Below are 16,984 nucleotides of genomic sequence, written 5' to 3'. Positions count from 1 at the left end.
TCCCGGCGGCCCGGTGAGCGGCGGGGAGCTGGCCGCGCCGGGCGGGAGCCGCCTCCGGGCGCCCGGCGGACCGGTGGCCGGTGGCGACCTGGCCGCGCGGCAGGCGGAACTGGTCGCGGCGCTGGTGGCCGGTGGTCCGCTGCCGGGCGGGTTCGCCCCCGCGCCGGTCGAGGCGGCCCGGCGGGCGCTGCTGCGCAAGCGGGCCGGCGACGTGGCCCGGCACTGGCCGCTGCTCGCCGCCGGCCTCGGCGACGCCTGGGCGGCCACCTTCGCCGGCTGGGCGGCCGGCCGGCCCACCAACGGCTCCCTGCGCGACGGTTGGGACCTGGCCCGGGAGCTGCGCGACCGGGGCACGCTGCCACCGCTGGGCGCGGAGGAGCTGGCCGTCCGCGAGGCGGCGAGCCGCTACGACGGCCGCACCGCCCCCCGCCCGCGCCGACTGCCGGCCGTCGCCCGGGCCGGCGGCGCCGTCGCGGCCCAGCTCGCCGGCCGGGTACGCCTGCTCCGGCCCGCGCCGCGCTGAGAGCGGTGGCAGGCCCACCCGGGGTACGGCAGGATCGGCCTCATGGATCTGGGACTCGCCGACCGGGTGTACGTGCTGACCGGCGCCTCGGACGGCCTCGGCTTCGCCACCGCCGAGCAGCTCGTGGCCGACGGCGCCCGGGTGGTGATCTCGTCCCGCGCCCCCGAGCGGGTGGCCGCCGCCGTCGAGGCGCTCGGCGGGCCGGAGCGGGCGGTCGGGCTGACCGCCGACCTCACCGACCCGGGCACCCCGGAGCGCCTGGTCGCGGCGGCGCGCGAGCGGTTCGGCCGGCTCGACGGGGCGCTGATCTCGGTGGGCGGCCCGCCCCGGGGCACCGCCGCCCAGATCACCGACGAGCAGTGGCGGGAGTCGTTCGAGACGGTCTTCCTGGGCAGCGTCCGCACCGCGCGCACGGTGGCCGCCGCGCTCACCGACGGCGGCGCCATCGGGCTGGTGCTCTCCACCTCGGTCCGCGGCCCCCTGCCCGGGCTCGGCATCTCCAACGGCCTGCGTCCCGGCCTGGCCGGCGTGGCCAAGGACCTGGCCGACGAGTACGGCCCACGCGGCGTACGGGTGGTCAGCCTCCTGCCCGGGCGGATCATGACCGCCCGGAACCGGGAGCTCCTGGCCGCGGCCGGCGACCCGGAGCGGGCCCGGGCCGAGGCCGAGGCGTCGATCCCGCTGGGCCGGATCGGTGACCCCGCCGAGTTCGGCCGGGTGGCCGCCTTCCTGCTCTCCCCCGCCGCCGGCTACGTCACCGGGATCACCGTGCCGGTCGACGGCGGCGCGCTGCGCGGCCTGTGACGGCGAGCCGGTGACGGGACGACGCCGGCCCGGGGACGCCCGGCCCGAGGCCGCTGGGCCGGCCGCCGCGCGACCCGAGGCGGCTCGGCCGGCCGCCGCGCGGCCCGAGGCGGCTCGGCCGGATTCGACGCGGCGCGGCGCGGCCGGGCCGGGCGCGGCGGCCGGGCGGCGGTATCCCCGGCCGACGAAGGAGCAGCTCGCCGCGGCGGCCGACAAGCTGCTGCCGGACGTGATCGCCCCCGGGCTGGACGTGCTGTTCGTCGGGATCAACCCGGGCCTGTGGTCGGCGGCCACCGGCTGGCACTTCGCCCGCCCCGGCAACCGGTTCTGGCCGGCGCTGCACCGGGGCGGCTTCACCCCGCGCCAGCTGCACCCCAGCGAGCAGGACGAGCTGCCCGGGCTCGGGCTGGGCATCACCAACATGGTGGCCCGGGCCAGCGCCCGCGCCGACGAGCTGACCGCCGCGGAACTGGTCGAGGGCGCGCGGGAGCTGACCGCCAAGGTGGCGCGCTACCGGCCGCGCTGGGTGGCGGTGGTGGGGGTGACCGCGTACCGGATCGGGTTCGCCCGGCCGAAGGCGGGCTTCGGTCCGCAGCCGGAACCGCTCGCGGCGGCCCGGCTCTGGGTGCTGCCCAACCCGAGCGGGCTGAACGCCCACTTCACCCCGGAGACGCTCGGCGCGGCCTTCGGCGAGCTGCGCGCCGCGGTCGCCGGTTAGCCGGCCGCGGGGTTGGTCCTGCCCTCGCGCGTGCGGGACGTTTCGGTCCTGGTCATCGACCTCGCTAGCCTCGGGAGGGAACCTCGGCAGGTTGGAGGCGGAGAAGGTCATGGCCCTGCGTTTCGAGCATCGCGACACCGAGATCGACGTGAGCCTCGTCGACCGCGTGTGGCGCACCCGCTCCGACGCGGAGGAGACGATGACGTCCGCGGCGCGCACCTGCTGGCATCTGATCCTCTCGCGGACGCGGGGTCGCCTGCTCGCCGGGCTGCGCGGGCCGGAGACCAGGGCGACCACGGCACCGGTCCCGCCGGGCACCGAGTTCCTCGGGGTCCGGTTCGCATTCGGCGCGGTTCTCCGGCCGCATCCCGCGGCCTCGATCGTCGACGGGTACGTGCCGTTCCCCGTGACCGAATCGGGCCGGATCGTCATCGGCGGCGAGGACTGGGAAGCGCCGACGTTCGACAACGTCGAGCACTTCGTCCGGCGGCTGCAGCACGCGGGTCTGCTGGTGCGGTCGCGTCTCGGGGACGAGGAGCGGGTGGCCGGGCGTCCCGGGGCCGGCCCGACCGAGCGAACCCGGCAGCGTCGCCACCGAGCGGTCACCGGCCTGTCGCAGACCGCCGTGCGGCAGATCGACCGCGCGAACGCCGCGGCGACGATGCTGCGCGACGGCCTCGACTGGCGCGCGGCCGTCGAGACGTTGGGGTACTTCGACCAGGCCCATCTCGCGCACGCGCTGCGCCGCTACGTCGGGCACACGGCACGTGAGCTGCGGGCGGGCCACCTTGCCGCGACGTCGTTCCTGTACAAGACCCACCCCGGGCCCGGCAGCTAGCGTCCGTCTGCCAGCCGAACCCGGCCGGCTCCGCGACCCGAGTTCAGGGGAGAACCGTGCTGCTCAGCGTCAACACCTTCGTCAGTCTCGACGGCGTCATGCAAGGACCCGGAGCCCCCGACGAAGACCGCTCCGGCGGCTTCGACCGCGGCGGGTGGCTCGTTCCGCACGCCTCGCCGCACACCAACGAGGTGGTCGAGGGCTGGTTCCGTGCGGCCGACGCGTTCCTCTTCGGCCGCACCAGCTTCGGCCTGCTCGGCGGGTACTGGCCGAAGGTCACCGAGCCTGACGACCTGATCGCCGGCAGGCTCAACACGCTGCCGAAGTACGTCGTCAGCTCCACGCTCACCGACGAGGAAGCCGACTGGAAGCCGACGACAGTCCTCCGCGGTGACCCGGCCGAGGAGGTACGCCGCCTCAAGGAGCTTCCCGGCCGGGAACTCCAGGTGCACGGGAGCTGGAAGCTCGTGCAGGCGCTGCACCGGGCGGGACTCGTGGACGTCTACCGGCTGCTCCAGTTCCCGGTCGTCGTCGGCACGGGGAAGCGCCTGTTCCCGGACGGATCGACGCCCGCGACGTTCGCCGGCGCCGACGAGAACTCGCGTGTGCTGCCCGGCGGCATCGTCTCGCTGACCCTCCGCCCCACGAACCTCGGCGCGATCGCCGCGGGCGCGTACACGGTCGACGACGGGCGCTCGGCGACGGTCCTCGCCTGACGTCCGCCCTAGTTGGCGGCGGCCGGGGGCAGCGCCTCCTGGGCCACGTAGGTGCCGACCGGCACCGTGGTGACCACCGGCTCCGGCTGCTCCTGGTCCGCGTACGGGGCGGGCGAGTCGGTGACCGCGAACTGGGTGCGGTAGAGCTCGGCGTAGAGGCCGCCCACGGCGACCAGCTCGTCGTGCCGGCCGCGCTCGACGATCCGCCCCTCGTCGAGGACGAGGATCTGGTCGGCGTCGCGGACCGTGGAGAGCCGGTGCGCGATCACCAGCGCAGTACGCCCGGTCAGCGCCACCGACAGCGCCCGCTGCACCGCCGCCTCGCTCTCCGAGTCGAGGTGCGCCGTGGCCTCGTCGAGGATCACGATCGACGGCGCCTTGAGCAGCAGCCGGGCGATGGCGATGCGCTGCTTCTCGCCGCCGGAGAAGCGGTAGCCGCGCTCGCCCACCGTGGTGTCCAGCCCGTCGGGCAGGGCGCGGACCAGGTCGGCGACCTGCGCGCCGGCCAGCGCGGCCCAGATCTCGTCGTCGGTGGCGTCCGGCTTGGCGTAGCGGAGGTTCTCCCCGGATGGTCTCGTGGAACAGGTGGGAGTCCTGCGTGACCACGCCGATCTCGTCGCGCAGCGAGGCGAGCGTGGCGTCGCGGACGTCGACGCCGCCGACCAGCACCTGGCCGTCGCTCACGTCGTAGATCCGGGAGATCAGCATGGAGAGCGTCGACTTGCCGGCGCCGGAGGGACCCACCAGGGCCACCATCTGGCCCGGCTCGACGGCGAACGAGACGCCCTTGAGCACCGGCTCGTTGACCGTGCGGTCGAGGGCGGCGACCTCCTCCAGGGAGGCCAGCGAGACCTCGGCGGCGCTCGGGTAGCGGAACCGCACGTCGCGGAACTCGACCCGGCCGTTGCCCCGGGGCACCGGCACGGCGTCGGGCTTCTCCTCGATGCCCGGACGCAGGTCGAGCACCTCGAAGACCCGGTCGAAGGAGACCAGCGCGCTCATCACGTCGACCCGGACGTTGGACAGCGCGGTGAGCGGGCCGTAGAGGCGGGTGAGCAGCAGCGCCAGCTTGACCACGGTGCCGGCGCTCACCGCGCCGGTGACGGCGAGCCAGCCGCCGAGCCCGTAGGTGAGCGCCTGGGCGAGGGAGGCGACCAGCAGCATGGCCACGAAGAACGTGCGCGAGTACATGGCGGACTGGATGCCGATGTCGCGGACCCGCTCGGCCCGGCCGGCGAACCGGGCCGCCTCCACCTCGGGCGAGCCGAAGAGCTTGACGAGCAGGGCGCCCGCGACGCCGAACCGCTCGGTCATCGTGGCGTTCATCTTGGCGTCGAGGTTGTACGACTCGCGGGTGATCTCGGCCAGCCGCCGACCGACGCGGCGGGCCGGGATGATGAAGATGGGCAGCAGCACCAGCGCCAGCACGGTGATCTGCCAGGACAGGATGAGCATCGCCCCGGCGGTGAGCACGAGCTGGATGACGTTGCTGACCACCCCGGACAGCGTCGAGGTGAACGCCCGCTGGGCGCCCAGCACGTCGTTGTTGAGCCGGCTGACCAGCGCGCCGGTCTGGGTCCGGGTGAAGAACTGCAGCGGCATCCGCTGGACGTGGTCGTAGACCCGGGTCCGCAGGTCGAGGATGATGCCCTCGCCGATGCGGGCCGAATACCACCGCTGGGCCAGCGAGAAGAGCGCGTCGGCCACGGCCAGCGCGGCGATGATCAGGGCGAGCCGGACCACCGTGGCGCCCGCGTCGGGGCCGCCGCCGGCGATCGCGTCGATCACGTCACCGGCGAGCAGCGGGGTGGCCACCCCGATCACCGCGGCGATCACCACGGTGATCAGGAAGACGACGATGTCCCGCCGGTAGGGCTGGGCGAACGCGACGATCCGCTTGGCGGTGCCGCGCTTGAGCTGGTGGGTGGAGATCTCGTCGCGGTTGCGCATCGACCGGAGCATGCTCCAGCCGCCCATGCCGCCACCGGCCATCGGGTTGGACACTCGTCACCTCCGGGTCGTCGGCAGCCGTGGACCGTCGGGGTCAATTCTCCCGACGACTACGACAACCTCGCGAGTAACCCGGATCTTCCCGAACGGTCCTTACTATTCGCCCCGCCCGGCCAGGTCGCGGATCCGCCGGGTCTGCGCCTCCCGCTCGGCCCGCTGCTGCTCGGCGTGTGTGCGCCCGCCGGCCCCGGCCAGGAGCGCCTTGATCTCCACGATCGCGTCCCGGTTGTTGGCGAGCAGGCCCGCGGTCAGGTCACGCACCGCGCCGTCCAGCTCGGCGCCGGGCACCACCAGGGTGGCCAGGCCGATCCGGTCCGCCTCGGCGGCGTCCATCCGCCGGCCGGTGGCGCATATCTCCAGCGCCCGGGAGTAGCCGACCAGTTCGGCGAGGCGCTTGGTGCCGGCCAGGTCGGGGACCAGGCCGAGGGTCACCTCGGCCATGGAGAACTTGGCGTCCTCGGCGAGCACCCGCAGGTCGCAGGCGAGGGCGAGTTGGAAGCCGGCGCCGATGGCGTGACCCTGCACGGCGGCGATCGAGATCACGTCCGGCCGGTGCAGCCAGGTGAAGCCGCCCTGGTATTCGGCGATCCGGTCGGCGCACTCCTGCTCGGGCAGGGTGGACAGCTCGGCGAAGGAGCCCGGGCCGGACGAGCCGGCGACCGACAGGTCGAGGCCGGCGGAGAAGGCCCGCCCCTCACCGCGCACCACGACGACGCGGACGTCGCCGGGCAGATCCCGGGAGAAGTCGCTCATCGCGCGCCACATCGCCGGGGTCTGGGCGTTGAGCACGTCGGGCCGGCACAACGTCACCGTCGCGACCGGCCCGTCGCAGTCGAGTCGCACTCCGGTCGTCTCGGCGGTCACCGGACCACCCGGAGCACGGCGCTGATGGACGACGCTGGGGGGCGGGTCACGCCTTCTTCCGGCGCCGGGCGCCGCCGCGCTGCCGCAGCTGCACCCCGGACTCGGTGAGCACCCGGTGGATGAACCCGTAGGAACGGCCGGTCGAGGCCGCGAGCGCACGGATGCTCTCACCCGAGGTGTACCGCTTTACCAGGTCCTTGGCGAGCGTCTGGCGCTCGGCCCCGACGATCCGGCGACCCTTCTCAGTGCTGGTGGCTGTGCCGGTGGCTGCCATGCTGATTCCTCACGTCCCAGACTGTGCGGTTCGGATACGGTCCCACCTATTAGACCGCCTCGAACGATCATGCGCCAGATATCAACTATTCGCCAACCGACACGCTATGCAATGTCAGCTTCCCGATAGAGTGATCCTTCTGACCGGTCAGCCGGCGCCGTCCGGCTGGATCATGAGGGGCGGCCCGGCCGGCCGACCCGTACGCTGCGTCGCGTGATCGACCTGCTCGCCACGGCGGCCGCCGCCGCCGGGGTCTTCGCCGCCACCAACATCGACGACATCGTCGTGCTCACCGTGTTCTTCGTGGCGGCCCGCGGCACCGGCCGGCCCCGCCCCTGGCAGATCGTCGCCGGTCAGTACGCGGGAATCGGCGCGCTGGTCGGCGTCGCGGTGGTGGTCGCCGCCGGGCTGCTCGTGGTGCCCGACCCGTGGACCGGCCTGCTCGGGCTGCTGCCCATCGCGCTGGGCGTCCGCGCCCTCCTGGCCCGCGACGGCGACGGCGACGAGCCCCCGGCCGCGGTCGGCACCCTGCTCGGCGTGGCCGGGGTGACGGTGGCCAACGGCGCCGACAACATCGCCGTCTACGTGCCGGTGTTCCGCTCCCTCGACCCGGCCGCCGGCCTGGTCTGGCTGCTCGTCTTCGCCGCCCTGGTGGCCGTCTGGTGCGCGGTCGCCGCCGCGCTGGGCGGCCACCCCCGGGTGGTCGCCCTGGTCGGCCGCGCCGGCCACTGGCTGGTGCCGACCGTCTTCATCGCCCTGGGCGCGATCATCCTGACCACCTCCGGCGTCCTCCCCCGCCTGCTCCCCTGACGGAGGTCAGGCCAGTTCGACCAGTTCCAGGAGGTCGTCGGACCAGGCGTCCTCGTCGCCGTCGGGCAGGAGGATGGCGCGGTCGGGCTTCAGCGCCAGCACGGCGCCCGGGTCGTGGGTGACCAGGACGATGGCGCCCGGGTAGCGGGCGATCGCGTCGAGCACCTGCTCGCGGCTGACCGGGTCGAGGTTGTTCGTCGGCTCGTCGAGCAGCAGCACGTTCGCGCCGGAGCAGACCAGGGTGGCCAGCGCCAGCCGGGTCTTCTCGCCGCCGGAGAGCACCCCCGCCGGCTTGTCCACGTCCTCGCCGGAGAAGAGGAACGCACCGAGGATCTTGCGCAGGTCGGTGTCGGTCTGGTCCGGCGCGGCGCTGCGCATGTGCTCCAGGATGGTCCGCTCCACGTCCAGCGTCTCGTGCTCCTGGGCGTAGTAGCCGAGCCGCAGGCCGTGCCCGGGGCGCACCTCGCCGGTGTCCGGCTCCAGCAGGCCGCCGAGCATCCGCAGCAGGGTGGTCTTGCCGGCGCCGTTGAGGCCCAGGATGGCCACCCGGGAGCCGCGGTCCACCGCCACGTCGACGTCGGTGAAGATCTCCAGCGACCCGTACGACTTGGACAGGCCGGAGGCGGTGAGCGGCGTCTTGCCGCACGGCGCCGGGGTGGGGAAGCGCACCTTCGCCACCTTGTCGGCGACCCGGACGTCCTCCAGGCCGGACAGCAGCTTCTCGGCGCGGCGGGCCATGTTCTGCGCGGCGACGGTCTTGGTGGCCTTGGCCCGCATCTTGTCCGCCTGGGCCTTGAGCGCGCCGGCCTTCTTCTCGGCGTTGGCCCGCTCCCGGCGGCGGCGCCGCTCGTCGGTCTCCCGCGCCTCCAGGTACGCCTTCCAGCCCAGGTTGTACACGTCGACGACGGAGCGGGTGGCGTCCAGGAACCAGACCTTGTTGACGACCGCCTCCAGCAGGGACCCGTCGTGGGAGATCACGATCAGGCCGCCCTTGTGGTTGGCGAGGAAGCCGCGCAGCCAGGTGATCGAGTCGGCGTCGAGGTGGTTGGTCGGCTCGTCGAGCAGCAGGATGCCGCCGCCGTTCTCGCCGGCGTCGCGGAACAGGATCCGGGCCAGCTCGATGCGGCGGCGCTGGCCGCCGGAGAGGGTGCCGATGGTCTGCGCCAGGGCCCGGTCGGGCAGGCCCAGGTTGGCGCAGATCCGGGCCGCCTCGGCCTCGGCCGCGTAGCCGCCCAGGGAGGCGAACTGGTCCTCCAGCGCGCCGTAGCGGCGCACCAGCCGCTCGTCGTCGGCGCCCTCGGCGAGCTTCGCCTCCAGCTCCTTCATCTGCGCCATGAGCACGTCCAGCCCGCGGGCGGAGAGCACCCGGTCCCGCCCGGTGACGTCCAGGTCGCCGGTCCGCGGGTCCTGCGGCAGGTAGCCGATGGCGCTGCGCCGGTCGAGCTGCCCGGCGTACGGCTGCCCCTCCCCCGCCAGCACCTTGAGGGTGGTGGTCTTGCCGGCGCCGTTGCGGCCGACCAGGCCGATCCGGTCACCCGGCTGCACCCGCAGCGTGGTGTCGGACAGCAGGATCCGGGAACCGGCGCGCAGTTCCAGGCCGGTGGCAGTGATCATTTCGAGGTACTCGCTCTCGGGGTTCGGCGAAGGCTGACTCAGGGCACGCGAAAGCGCCGGCGGGTCATCACTTCCCGTCGGCGCGGGGCCGTTCAGCCTTCGCAGCGCAGCACGAGCCAAGTGTACCGGGCGGCCCCCGCACACCCCGCCGGATTACCGCGCAAGATCATCGGGTACCGGAAACCTCGTCCGGACCCGGTCCGGTACCGCAACCACCACATACGGATTATTCGGTGATCGGGGTCAACATGGAGCTGAACGAGAACGCGCGGGTCGACACCAGCCAGGTGGAGGATCGGCGAGGGTCCGGCGGAGGCGGCGGGATGGGCGTACCGATCCCGATCGGCGGCGGCCGGGGCGGGATCGTGGGTCTCATCATCGCCGTACTGGTCGCCCTGGTGGGCGGCGGCTTCGGGCTGAACGCGGCCACCAACGGCGGCGGCTCCGAGCAGGGCGACAACACCTCGCTGGAGCAGAAGTGCTCGGCGGAGGACGCGCTGAAGCAGCTCGACTGCCGCAACACCCTCTACGTCAACTCGATCCAGGCGTACTGGCGGACCGCGATGCCGGAGGTGTTCGGCGAGCAGTACAAGCCGTCGAAGACCGTGTTCTTCAGCCAGAACGTCAGCACCGGCTGCGGCGCCGCCGACTCCGGTGTGGGCCCGTTCTACTGCCCCGCGGACGACCTGGTCTACATCGACCTCACCTTCTACCGGCTGCTGGCCGACCAGCTCGGCGCCGAGGGCGAGTTCGCCCAGCCGTACGTGCTGGCCCACGAGTACGGGCACCACGTGCAGGACCTGCTCGGCACCGAGGCGCAGATGCGCCGCCAGCAGCAGCGCGACCCCCAGAACGCCAACGCGCTCTCGGTGAAGCTGGAACTCCAGGCCGACTGCTACGCGGGCGCCTGGGCGAAGAACGCCACCGGCACCTCCGACGAGCAGGGCCAGAAGATCTTCAAGAGCATCACCGACCAGGACATCCAGCAGGCGATCGACACCGCCGAGAAGATCGGCGACGACGCGATCCAGCAGCGCTCCGGCCGGCCGGTGAACCCGGACGAGTTCACCCACGGCACCTCCGAGCAGCGCAAGCAGTGGTTCACGAAGGGCTTCTCCACGGGCGACCCGAAGGCCTGCGACACCTTCGGCGGCACCCTGTAACGCCCGACCGACCGCACCCGCGGACCCCGGCGACCACCCCGGCGCCGGGGTCCCGCCGTGTCCGGGGACACCGGCGGGCCCGGCCGGGGCACGATGTCCGGATGACCCTCCCACCCCGACTCCGGGTCGCCGCGTACGTCCTCCGACGCACTCCGGACGGCCCCGAGCTGCTCGTCTTCGACCACGTCGACTTTCCCGAGGCGGGCACCCAGGTCCCGGCGGGCGGGATGGAACCGGGCGAGACCCCGGCCCGGGCGGCCGTCCGCGAGGTCGCCGAGGAGACCGGGCTGACCGGCGTCGAGGCGGTCGCCGAGCTGGGCGTCAGCGAGTGGCCGCATCCGGTGACTGGCCGGGCCCGGCGCACCACGTACGTCCAGCTCCTGGTGACCGGCGGAACGGCCGGCGACTGGGCGCACCGGGTCGCAGGCGACGGCGAGGACGGCGGGCTGCGCTTCGCCTGCCGCTTCGTCCCGCTGCCGCTCGCCGGCCGCCTTGCCGACCATCAGGACGAGTTCCTGGATCGCATCGACCCGGCCTGGCTGGCGTCGGCGGGAAGCTGATCCGCGCACGACTCCGGGGCAAGGCTGGTCGCCTCGCCGAACACCCGGGGTGAGGTCAGCGGGCGCCGTCGGGTTCGGGGTCGCGGACCAGGATCCACACCGCGCGGGCCGCGGCCACCGCGCCGACCAGCACCGCGTGCCGGGGCTCGGGCACGTCGAGCAGCCGTTCCGCGCGCACGGCGGCGAGCGGGGCCAGCCGGCGGTCGGCCAGCACCGTGTCCACCGCCTTCCGGTCCCCGCCGCACACCAGGGCCGTCAGGGTGGACGCCTCCGGCAACAGCAGGCGTACGGCCAGTTCGGCCGCATCCCCCAGCGCCGCCTTCGCCTGGTTGTCCCGCCGCCGGGCGAAGCGCTGCTGCGACCAGCCGCCGGCGGCGGTGCGCCCCTGCACGTACCGGGTGTCCACCTTGGAGACGACCAGGTCGGGGCCGTCGGCGACGCCGACCGCCACGGCGCCCTTGCGGGCCAGCAGCAGGCCCAGCCGGCGGGGCGCGCCGGCCGCGGCCACGAACCCGGGCACGTCGGCGGTGGCCGGGGCCCCCGGCGGGGTGTGCAACTGGGCGGTGGCGCCGTCCGGGGCGGTGAGCAGCAGACCGTACCCCTCCACGGACGTGGTGGGCGGGCCGTGCCGGTCGGCGAAGCCCTCGACCCAGCGGGCGACGCGGCCCGGGTCGACCTCGACCCACCGGCCGCCCCCGGCTGCGGGTCGGCTGGTCACCGCCCGACCGTACGACACGGCCGGCGTGACGGGGTCGCCGGGCGGCGCTCCGGCGGACCCCAGCGTGGCCGGCGGCGCCGTGGCTCAGTCGGGCAGCAGGGTGGCGACGGCGAGGGCGGCGATCAGGGCGCTGGAGACGAGGCCGGTGACCAGGCGGCCGCGCGGCCCGGCCAGGGCCCGGCCGACCATGGTGCCCCCACCGGCGACGACCAGTTGCCAGCTCGCCGAGGCCAGGAACGCGCCGGCCACGAAGAGCGCGGCTGTCGCGCCGTCCGGGTCGGCGGTGTCCTGGCGGCCGAGCACCAGCGCGGCGAAGTAGAGCACCGTGGCCGGGTTCAGCAGGGTGAGGCCGAGCAGCGCCGCGTACGCCCGCCCGGGCGTGTTCAGCCCCCGCCCGACCGGCGCCTCCGCGACCTCGCGGGTCCGCCGGGCGGACCACGTCCGCCACAGCCCGTGACCGGCGAGCCCCAGCAGGACCAGGGCGGCCACCACCCGCAGCGGGCCGGCGACCGGCGCGATGATCCCGGCCAGGCCGGCGCCGCCGAGCGCGGCGACCGCCGCGTAGAGCCCGTCGGCGGTGGCCACCGCGAGCGCCGCGGCCGCGCCGACCCGGAAACCGGTGCGGGCGCTGAGCCCGAGGATGAGAATCGCGATCGCGCCGACCGGGACGGCGACGCCGTAGCCGGCCACGAGACCGGCGAGGAACGCCCCGGTCACGACGGTGGGCGGCGGGTCGAGGCGGCCGGCGGCAGGGTGCGCTGTCGGCGTGCGGCGGTGGCCGCACGGACAGGAACCTGCTTCGGGTACGCCTCGATCACGCGCCCATCCTGCACGCCCCTCCCCCACCCCGCCACCCGATTTCCGGACGTCCCCACCCCAGAGACGGGTCGAGCGCGACACCCGTAGAGGGTGTCGCGCTCGACTCGGACCGGGGAACGGTCAGACGTTGAAGCCGAGGGAGCGGAGCTGGTCCCGGCCCTCGTCGGTGATCTTGTCGGGGCCCCACGGCGGCAGCCAGACCCAGTTGATCCGGATGTCGTTCACCAGGCCGCCGCCCGGGCCGGTGGTCAGCGCCTGCCGGGCCTGGTCCTCGATCACGTCGGTGAGCGGGCAGGCCGCCGAGGTCAGCGTCATGTCCAGGGTGGCGACGTTCTGCTCGTCGACGTGGACGCCGTAGACGAGGCCGAGGTCGACCACGTTGATGCCCAGCTCGGGGTCGACGACGTCCTTCATCGCCTCCTCGATGTCGCCGATCGCGGCCTTGCCGCCGGCCGCCGGCGTGGTGGCGGTTTCTTCGCTGCTCATGCCTTCACCTCCGGGCTCACGCCCACCCCGGCGCGTGCCGCGGCGTCCTTGAACGCCATCCACGACAGCAGCGCGCACTTCACCCGGGCCGGGTAGCGCGCGACACCCGCGAACGCCACCCCGTCTCCGAGCACGTCCTCGTCCGGCGTGACCTGGCCACGCCCGGACATCAACTCGACGAACGCCTCGTGCACCACGGCGGCGTCGTCGGCGGCCCGGCCGCGCAGCAGCTCGTGCAGCACGCTGGCCGACGCCTGGCTGATCGAGCAGCCCATCCCGTCGTACGAGATGTCGGTGAACACCTTGCCGTCGGTGGACACCCGCACGGTGATCTCGTCGCCGCAGGTCGGGTTGACGTGGTGCGCCTCGCCGACCCGGGCGGCCGGGTCCGTCGCGTCCCGCAGGCCACGGCCGTGCGGGTGCTTGTAGTGGTCCAGGATGATCTCCTGGTAGAGCTGGTCGAGCTGCATCAGTCGAACACCTTCCGCACCTGCTCGAGACCGGCCACCAACGCGTCGATCTCCTCGGTCGTGGTGTACAGGTAGAACGAGGCCCGGGTCATGGCCGGCACGCCGAACCGGGTGCACACCGGCTTGGCGCAGTGGTGCCCCACCCGGACCTGCACGCCGAGCGAGTCGAGCACCTGCCCGACGTCGTGCGGGTGCACGTCGCCGAGCGCGAAGGAGATGGTGCCGCCCCGGCCGACCGGCACGTTCGGGCCGAAGATCCGCAGGCCCGGCACGGTGGCGAGGGCGTCCAGCGCGTACGCCGTCAGCTCCTTCTCGTGCCACTGGATCGCCCGCATGCCGATCCCGGTGAGGTAGTCGACCGCCGCGCCGAGCGCCACGGCCTCGGCGATCGGCGGGGTGCCCGCCTCGAACCGGGCCGGCGGCGCGGCGAACGTGGAGCGCGCCATCGTCACGGTCTCGATCATCGAGCCGCCGCCGAGCACCGGGGGCATCGCGGCGAGCAGTTCGCCCCGGCCCCAGAGCACGCCGACGCCCGTCGGGCCGCACATCTTGTGGCCGGTGAAGACGATGAAGTCGGCGTCGTAGTCGACCACGTCCATGGGCAGGTGCGGCACCGACTGCGAGCAGTCGAGCAGCAGCAGGGCGCCCACCTCGCGGACCCGCTGGGTGATCCGCGCGGTGGCGTTGACGGTGCCCAGGATGTTGGACATGTGCACCAGCGAGACGATCTTCGTCCGCTCGGTGACCAGGTCGTCCAGCCCGGACTCGTCGAGCCGGCCGTGGTCGGTGACCGGGAACCAGCGCAGGGTCGCGCCCGTGCGCTCGGCGAGGAGCTGCCACGGGACGATGTTCGAGTGGTGCTCCATCTCGGAGATGACGATCTCGTCACCGGGCCCGATCCGGAAGCGCGGGTCGGCGTCCGGGCGCAGCGAGGCGTTGGAGAACGCGTACGCCACCAGGTTGATCGCCTCGGTGGAGTTCTTGGTGAACACCACCTCGTCCGCGCTGGGCGCGTTGATGAAGGCGGCGATCTTCGCCCGGGCCCCCTCGTACGCCTCGGTCGCCTCGGTGCCCAGCGTGTGCACCGAGCGCGACACGTTGGCGTTGTGCATCGCGTAGTGCTCGGCGAGCACGTCGAGCACCTGCCGCGGCTTGTGCGAGGTGTTGGCGCTGTCGAGGTAGACCAGCGGGTGCCCGTTGACCTCCCGGTCCAGGATCGGGAAGTCGGCACGCACCCGCGCCACGTCGAAGCGGGGCACGTCGTCGTACTGCGGCATGCCCGACGGGATCGCGATCGAGGTCATCGGGTGCCCGCTCAGGCCCGCGCCGAACCGGCCCCGGCGACGTACCGCTCGTAGCCCTCTTCCTCGAGCTTGTCGGCCAGCTCCGGGCCGCCCTGCTCGACGATCCGGCCGGCCACGAAGACGTGCACGAAGTCGGGCTTGATGTAGCGCAGGATCCGCGTGTAGTGGGTGATCAGCAGCAGGCCGGTGTCGCCGGTCCCGCGCACCCGGTTGACGCCCTCGCTGACCACGCGCAGCGCGTCCACGTCGAGGCCGGAGTCGGTCTCGTCGAGGATGGCCATCTTCGGCTTGAGCAGCTCCAGCTGCACGATCTCGTGCCGCTTCTTCTCACCGCCGGAGAAGCCCTCGTTGACGTTGCGCTGGGCGAACGCCGGGTCCATCTGGAGCTTCTCCATGGCGCCGCGCAGCTCGCCGGCCCAGGTGCGCAGCTTCGGCGCCTCGCCGTCGATGGCGGTCTTGGCGGTGCGCAGGAAGTTGGCCACCGAGACGCCGGGGACCTCGACCGGGTACTGCATGGCGAGGAAGAGGCCGGCGCGGGCCCGCTCGTCGACGGACATGGCCAGCACGTCCTCGCCGTCGAGGGTCACCGAGCCGCCGGTGATCTCGTACTTGGGGTGACCGGCGATCGAGTACGCCAGGGTCGACTTGCCGGAGCCGTTCGGGCCCATGATCGCGTGGGTCTCGCCCGACTTCACGGTCAGGTCGACACCGGCCAGGATCGGCTTGAGCTCACCCTCGGGCAGCTTGACCGACACCTTCAGGTCGCGGATCTCCAGGGTGCTCATTATCGGGTCACTCCATTGCTCGGCGTCAGGCTGACGTAGATGTCGCCGTCGCGGACTTCGACGGGGTAGACGGGAACGGGTTCGGTCGCGGGCAGCCCGGTGGGCTCGCCGGTCCGTAGGTCGAAACGGGATCCGTGCAGCCAGCATTCCAGCGTGCAGCCGTCGACCTCGCCCTCGGAGAGGGCCACCGCGGCGTGCGAGCACTCGTCGTACACGGCGTAGAAGTTGTCGTCCTCGCCGTGCACGACGGCGATCTGCGTGCCGTCGACGTCGGCGCTGATCGCGGTGCCCTTCGGCACGTCCTCGGTGGAGCAGATCTTGATCATCAGGCGCCGGCCTTGGTGAGGCGGGCCTCGATCGCGTCGCCGAGCCGCTCGCGCAGCTCCTCGACCGGGATCTTGTTGATCAGCTCGGCGAAGAAGCCGCGGACCACCAGGCGGCGGGCCTCGCCCTCCGGGATGCCCCGGGCCATCAGGTAGAAGAGCTGCTCGTCGTCGAAGCGGCCGGTCGCGCTCGCGTGCCCGGCGCCGGCGATCTCGCCGGTCTCGATCTCCAGGTTCGGCACCGAGTCCGCCCGGGCGCCGTCGGTGAGCAGCAGGTTCCGGTTGATCTCGTACGTGTCGGTGCCGGTCGCCTCGGCCCGGATCAGCACGTCACCCACCCAGACGGTGTGCGCGCTGTCGCCCTGGAGGGCGCCCCGGTAGCCGACGTAGCTGCGGCAGTCCGGCACGGTGTGGTCGACCAGCTGGCGGTGCTCCAGGTGCTGGCCGGAGTCGGCGAAGTAGACGCCGTACAGCTCGGCCTCGCCGCCCCGCTGGGTGTACTCCACGGAGGTGTACTGCCGGACCAGGTCGCCGCCGAGGCTCACCTGGACGTGCACCACCTTGGCGTCGCGGCCCAGCTTCACCTTGAGGTGCTGCGCCTGCACGGCGTCGTCGGCCCAGTCGGCGACGGTGACCAGGGTCAGCTTCGCGCCGTCGGCGACCGCCACCTCGACGTTGTCGGCAAGCGTGGCGGACCCGACGTGCTCCAGGACCAGGGTCACCTCGGCGAACCGGCCCACCTCGACGAAGGTGTGGCCGAGGGCGAGCGCGTCCGCGCCCTGACCGACCACCCGCAGGCTCACCGGGGTCTCGACCACGGCGTCCCGGGCGACCTGCACCAGCAGCGCCTCGTCGACCCCGCCGTACGCCAGCGCGCTGACCCGGTCGAACGGGGTGAGCACGCTGCCCACCCGCGGGTCGTCCCTGCCGATCCGGCCGACGGTGACGCCCTCGGGCAGGTCGCCGTGCTCGTGGCGGACCGTGCCGGTGGCGGCCTGCGCCCCACCCACGAGGCCACGGAGGCGCTTGAGCGGGGTGAAGCGCCACTCCTCCTCCAGGCCCGTGAGGGCCGGGAAGTCGGCGACGTCGTACGAGCGGAGCGCCTGCGACTTGGTCGCGGGCGGCGCGGAAGCCTGGGTAGTCATCTCTTCCTTGGTCTGTTCTGCGACGACGGTGTCAGGTGGA

At 73.5% G+C, this 16,984-nt stretch carries 19 protein-coding genes and 1 pseudogene; 8 read left to right on the top strand and 12 right to left on the bottom strand.

The features are described 5' to 3' along the window. Positions 1-28: 28 nt before the first annotated feature. The 5 genes from GA0070603_RS29590 (at position 29) to GA0070603_RS29570 (ending at position 3,599) form a co-directional block, all read left to right on the top strand. A complete protein-coding gene (locus tag GA0070603_RS29590; RefSeq protein ID WP_244282766.1) occupies positions 29-523 on the top strand; it encodes an SCO6045 C-terminal-like domain-containing protein in 495 nt (164 codons plus the stop codon). 42 nt (positions 524-565) lie between these two features. Further along, entirely contained in the window at positions 566-1,327 is a 762-nt protein-coding gene (locus GA0070603_RS29585; protein ID WP_091320808.1) for an SDR family oxidoreductase, read from the top strand. 10 nt (positions 1,328-1,337) lie between these two features. Beyond that, positions 1,338-2,045, top strand: a complete 708-nt coding sequence (gene mug / locus GA0070603_RS29580) for a G/U mismatch-specific DNA glycosylase (protein WP_341864947.1) — start codon at positions 1,338-1,340, stop codon at positions 2,043-2,045. Positions 2,046-2,136: 91 nt separating this feature from the next. Continuing rightward, complete coding sequence (locus tag GA0070603_RS29575) at positions 2,137-2,883, top strand: helix-turn-helix domain-containing protein (RefSeq protein ID WP_244282644.1); 747 nt, start codon at positions 2,137-2,139, stop codon at positions 2,881-2,883. Between the two features lie 56 nt (positions 2,884-2,939). Further along, positions 2,940-3,599: a dihydrofolate reductase family protein gene (locus GA0070603_RS29570; protein ID WP_091320806.1), complete on the top strand. Its 660-nt coding sequence runs from the start codon at positions 2,940-2,942 to the stop codon at positions 3,597-3,599. A gap of 8 nt (positions 3,600-3,607) precedes the next feature. Here the strand turns inward: GA0070603_RS29570 and GA0070603_RS29565 are convergent. From GA0070603_RS29565 to GA0070603_RS29555, 3 genes and pseudogenes are all read right to left on the bottom strand, one after another. Next, positions 3,608-5,591 (bottom strand): annotated as a pseudogene (locus tag GA0070603_RS29565) (ABC transporter ATP-binding protein). Positions 5,592-5,705: 114 nt separating this feature from the next. After that, complete coding sequence (locus GA0070603_RS29560) at positions 5,706-6,473, bottom strand: enoyl-CoA hydratase/isomerase family protein (protein ID WP_091320805.1); 768 nt, start codon at positions 6,471-6,473, stop codon at positions 5,706-5,708. Positions 6,474-6,519: 46 nt separating this feature from the next. Continuing rightward, positions 6,520-6,747, bottom strand: a complete 228-nt coding sequence (locus GA0070603_RS29555; RefSeq protein WP_007462679.1) for a helix-turn-helix domain-containing protein — start codon at positions 6,745-6,747, stop codon at positions 6,520-6,522. A 213-nt stretch (positions 6,748-6,960) separates the two neighbouring features. Here GA0070603_RS29555 and GA0070603_RS29550 point away from each other — a divergent pair, with 213 nt between their 5' ends. Then, the gene (locus GA0070603_RS29550) at positions 6,961-7,557 is read left to right on the top strand and encodes a cadmium resistance transporter (RefSeq protein WP_244282643.1); all 597 of its coding nucleotides are present in this window, start codon (positions 6,961-6,963) and stop codon (positions 7,555-7,557) included. Between the two features lie 6 nt (positions 7,558-7,563). On the opposite strand, the gene GA0070603_RS29545 is transcribed toward GA0070603_RS29550, so the two are convergent. Further along, entirely contained in the window at positions 7,564-9,171 is a 1,608-nt protein-coding gene (locus GA0070603_RS29545) for an ABC-F family ATP-binding cassette domain-containing protein (RefSeq protein WP_091320802.1), read from the bottom strand. A gap of 248 nt (positions 9,172-9,419) precedes the next feature. Here GA0070603_RS29545 and ypfJ point away from each other — a divergent pair, with 248 nt between their 5' ends. Both ypfJ and GA0070603_RS29535 read left to right on the top strand, forming a co-directional pair. Continuing rightward, positions 9,420-10,334, top strand: coding sequence for a KPN_02809 family neutral zinc metallopeptidase (gene ypfJ, locus GA0070603_RS29540; protein WP_091322420.1), 915 nt, complete (start codon positions 9,420-9,422; stop codon positions 10,332-10,334). A gap of 101 nt (positions 10,335-10,435) precedes the next feature. Beyond that, positions 10,436-10,894, top strand: a complete 459-nt coding sequence (locus GA0070603_RS29535; RefSeq protein WP_091320800.1) for an NUDIX hydrolase — start codon at positions 10,436-10,438, stop codon at positions 10,892-10,894. A 55-nt stretch (positions 10,895-10,949) separates the two neighbouring features. Here the strand turns inward: GA0070603_RS29535 and GA0070603_RS29530 are convergent, their stop codons facing one another. The 8 genes from GA0070603_RS29530 to sufD all read right to left on the bottom strand — a co-directional run bounded on the left by GA0070603_RS29530 (position 10,950) and on the right by sufD (position 16,944). Further along, positions 10,950-11,612, bottom strand: coding sequence for an acVLRF1 family peptidyl-tRNA hydrolase (locus GA0070603_RS29530; RefSeq protein WP_091322419.1), 663 nt, complete (start codon positions 11,610-11,612; stop codon positions 10,950-10,952). An 84-nt stretch (positions 11,613-11,696) separates the two neighbouring features. After that, a complete protein-coding gene (locus tag GA0070603_RS29525) occupies positions 11,697-12,329 on the bottom strand; it encodes a LysE family transporter (RefSeq protein ID WP_091320798.1) in 633 nt (210 codons plus the stop codon). Between the two features lie 222 nt (positions 12,330-12,551). Continuing rightward, entirely contained in the window at positions 12,552-12,917 is a 366-nt protein-coding gene (locus tag GA0070603_RS29520; protein WP_341864946.1) for a metal-sulfur cluster assembly factor, read from the bottom strand. Beyond that, positions 12,914-13,387, bottom strand: coding sequence for a Fe-S cluster assembly sulfur transfer protein SufU (sufU, locus tag GA0070603_RS29515; RefSeq protein ID WP_091320796.1), 474 nt, complete (start codon positions 13,385-13,387; stop codon positions 12,914-12,916). Before sufU ends, GA0070603_RS29520 begins: the two co-directional genes overlap by 4 nt. After that, a complete protein-coding gene (locus GA0070603_RS29510; RefSeq protein WP_091320793.1) occupies positions 13,387-14,691 on the bottom strand; it encodes a cysteine desulfurase in 1,305 nt (434 codons plus the stop codon). Before GA0070603_RS29510 ends, sufU begins: the two co-directional genes overlap by 1 nt. A gap of 11 nt (positions 14,692-14,702) precedes the next feature. Beyond that, the gene (gene sufC / locus GA0070603_RS29505) at positions 14,703-15,476 is read right to left on the bottom strand and encodes a Fe-S cluster assembly ATPase SufC (protein ID WP_091320791.1); all 774 of its coding nucleotides are present in this window, start codon (positions 15,474-15,476) and stop codon (positions 14,703-14,705) included. Next, entirely contained in the window at positions 15,476-15,802 is a 327-nt protein-coding gene (locus GA0070603_RS29500) for a non-heme iron oxygenase ferredoxin subunit (protein ID WP_091320789.1), read from the bottom strand. The genes sufC and GA0070603_RS29500 overlap by 1 nt, the downstream gene beginning before the upstream one ends. Beyond that, positions 15,802-16,944 carry a Fe-S cluster assembly protein SufD gene (gene sufD / locus GA0070603_RS29495; RefSeq protein ID WP_091320786.1) on the bottom strand — a complete coding sequence of 381 codons (1,143 nt, stop codon included), beginning with the start codon at positions 16,942-16,944 and terminating at the stop codon, positions 15,802-15,804. Before sufD ends, GA0070603_RS29500 begins: the two co-directional genes overlap by 1 nt. Positions 16,945-16,984 lie beyond the last annotated feature (40 nt).

Source organism: Micromonospora chersina (assembly GCF_900091475.1).
Lineage (GTDB): Bacteria > Actinomycetota > Actinomycetes > Mycobacteriales > Micromonosporaceae > Micromonospora > Micromonospora chersina.
This window is presented reverse-complemented; position numbering and strand designations above follow the sequence as displayed.

Bases quoted from the DNA above. Each gene is read 5' to 3' on its own strand.
- GA0070603_RS29510 (WP_091320793.1), bottom strand. From the start codon at position 14,691: ATGACCTCGATCGCGATCCCGTCGGGCATGCCGCAGTACGACGACGTG.
- GA0070603_RS29535 (WP_091320800.1), top strand. From the start codon at position 10,436: ATGACCCTCCCACCCCGACTCCGGGTCGCCGCGTACGTCCTCCGACGC.
- sufD (WP_091320786.1), bottom strand. From the start codon at position 16,944: ATGACTACCCAGGCTTCCGCGCCGCCCGCGACCAAGTCGCAGGCGCTC.
- sufU (WP_091320796.1), bottom strand. From the start codon at position 13,387: ATGCAGCTCGACCAGCTCTACCAGGAGATCATCCTGGACCACTACAAG.
- GA0070603_RS29585 (WP_091320808.1), top strand. From the start codon at position 566: ATGGATCTGGGACTCGCCGACCGGGTGTACGTGCTGACCGGCGCCTCG.
- ypfJ (WP_091322420.1), top strand. From the start codon at position 9,420: ATGGAGCTGAACGAGAACGCGCGGGTCGACACCAGCCAGGTGGAGGAT.
- GA0070603_RS29520 (WP_341864946.1), bottom strand. From the start codon at position 12,917: ATGAGCAGCGAAGAAACCGCCACCACGCCGGCGGCCGGCGGCAAGGCC.
- GA0070603_RS29545 (WP_091320802.1), bottom strand. From the start codon at position 9,171: ATGATCACTGCCACCGGCCTGGAACTGCGCGCCGGTTCCCGGATCCTG.
- sufC (WP_091320791.1), bottom strand. From the start codon at position 15,476: ATGAGCACCCTGGAGATCCGCGACCTGAAGGTGTCGGTCAAGCTGCCC.
- GA0070603_RS29500 (WP_091320789.1), bottom strand. From the start codon at position 15,802: ATGATCAAGATCTGCTCCACCGAGGACGTGCCGAAGGGCACCGCGATC.
- GA0070603_RS29555 (WP_007462679.1), bottom strand. From the start codon at position 6,747: ATGGCAGCCACCGGCACAGCCACCAGCACTGAGAAGGGTCGCCGGATC.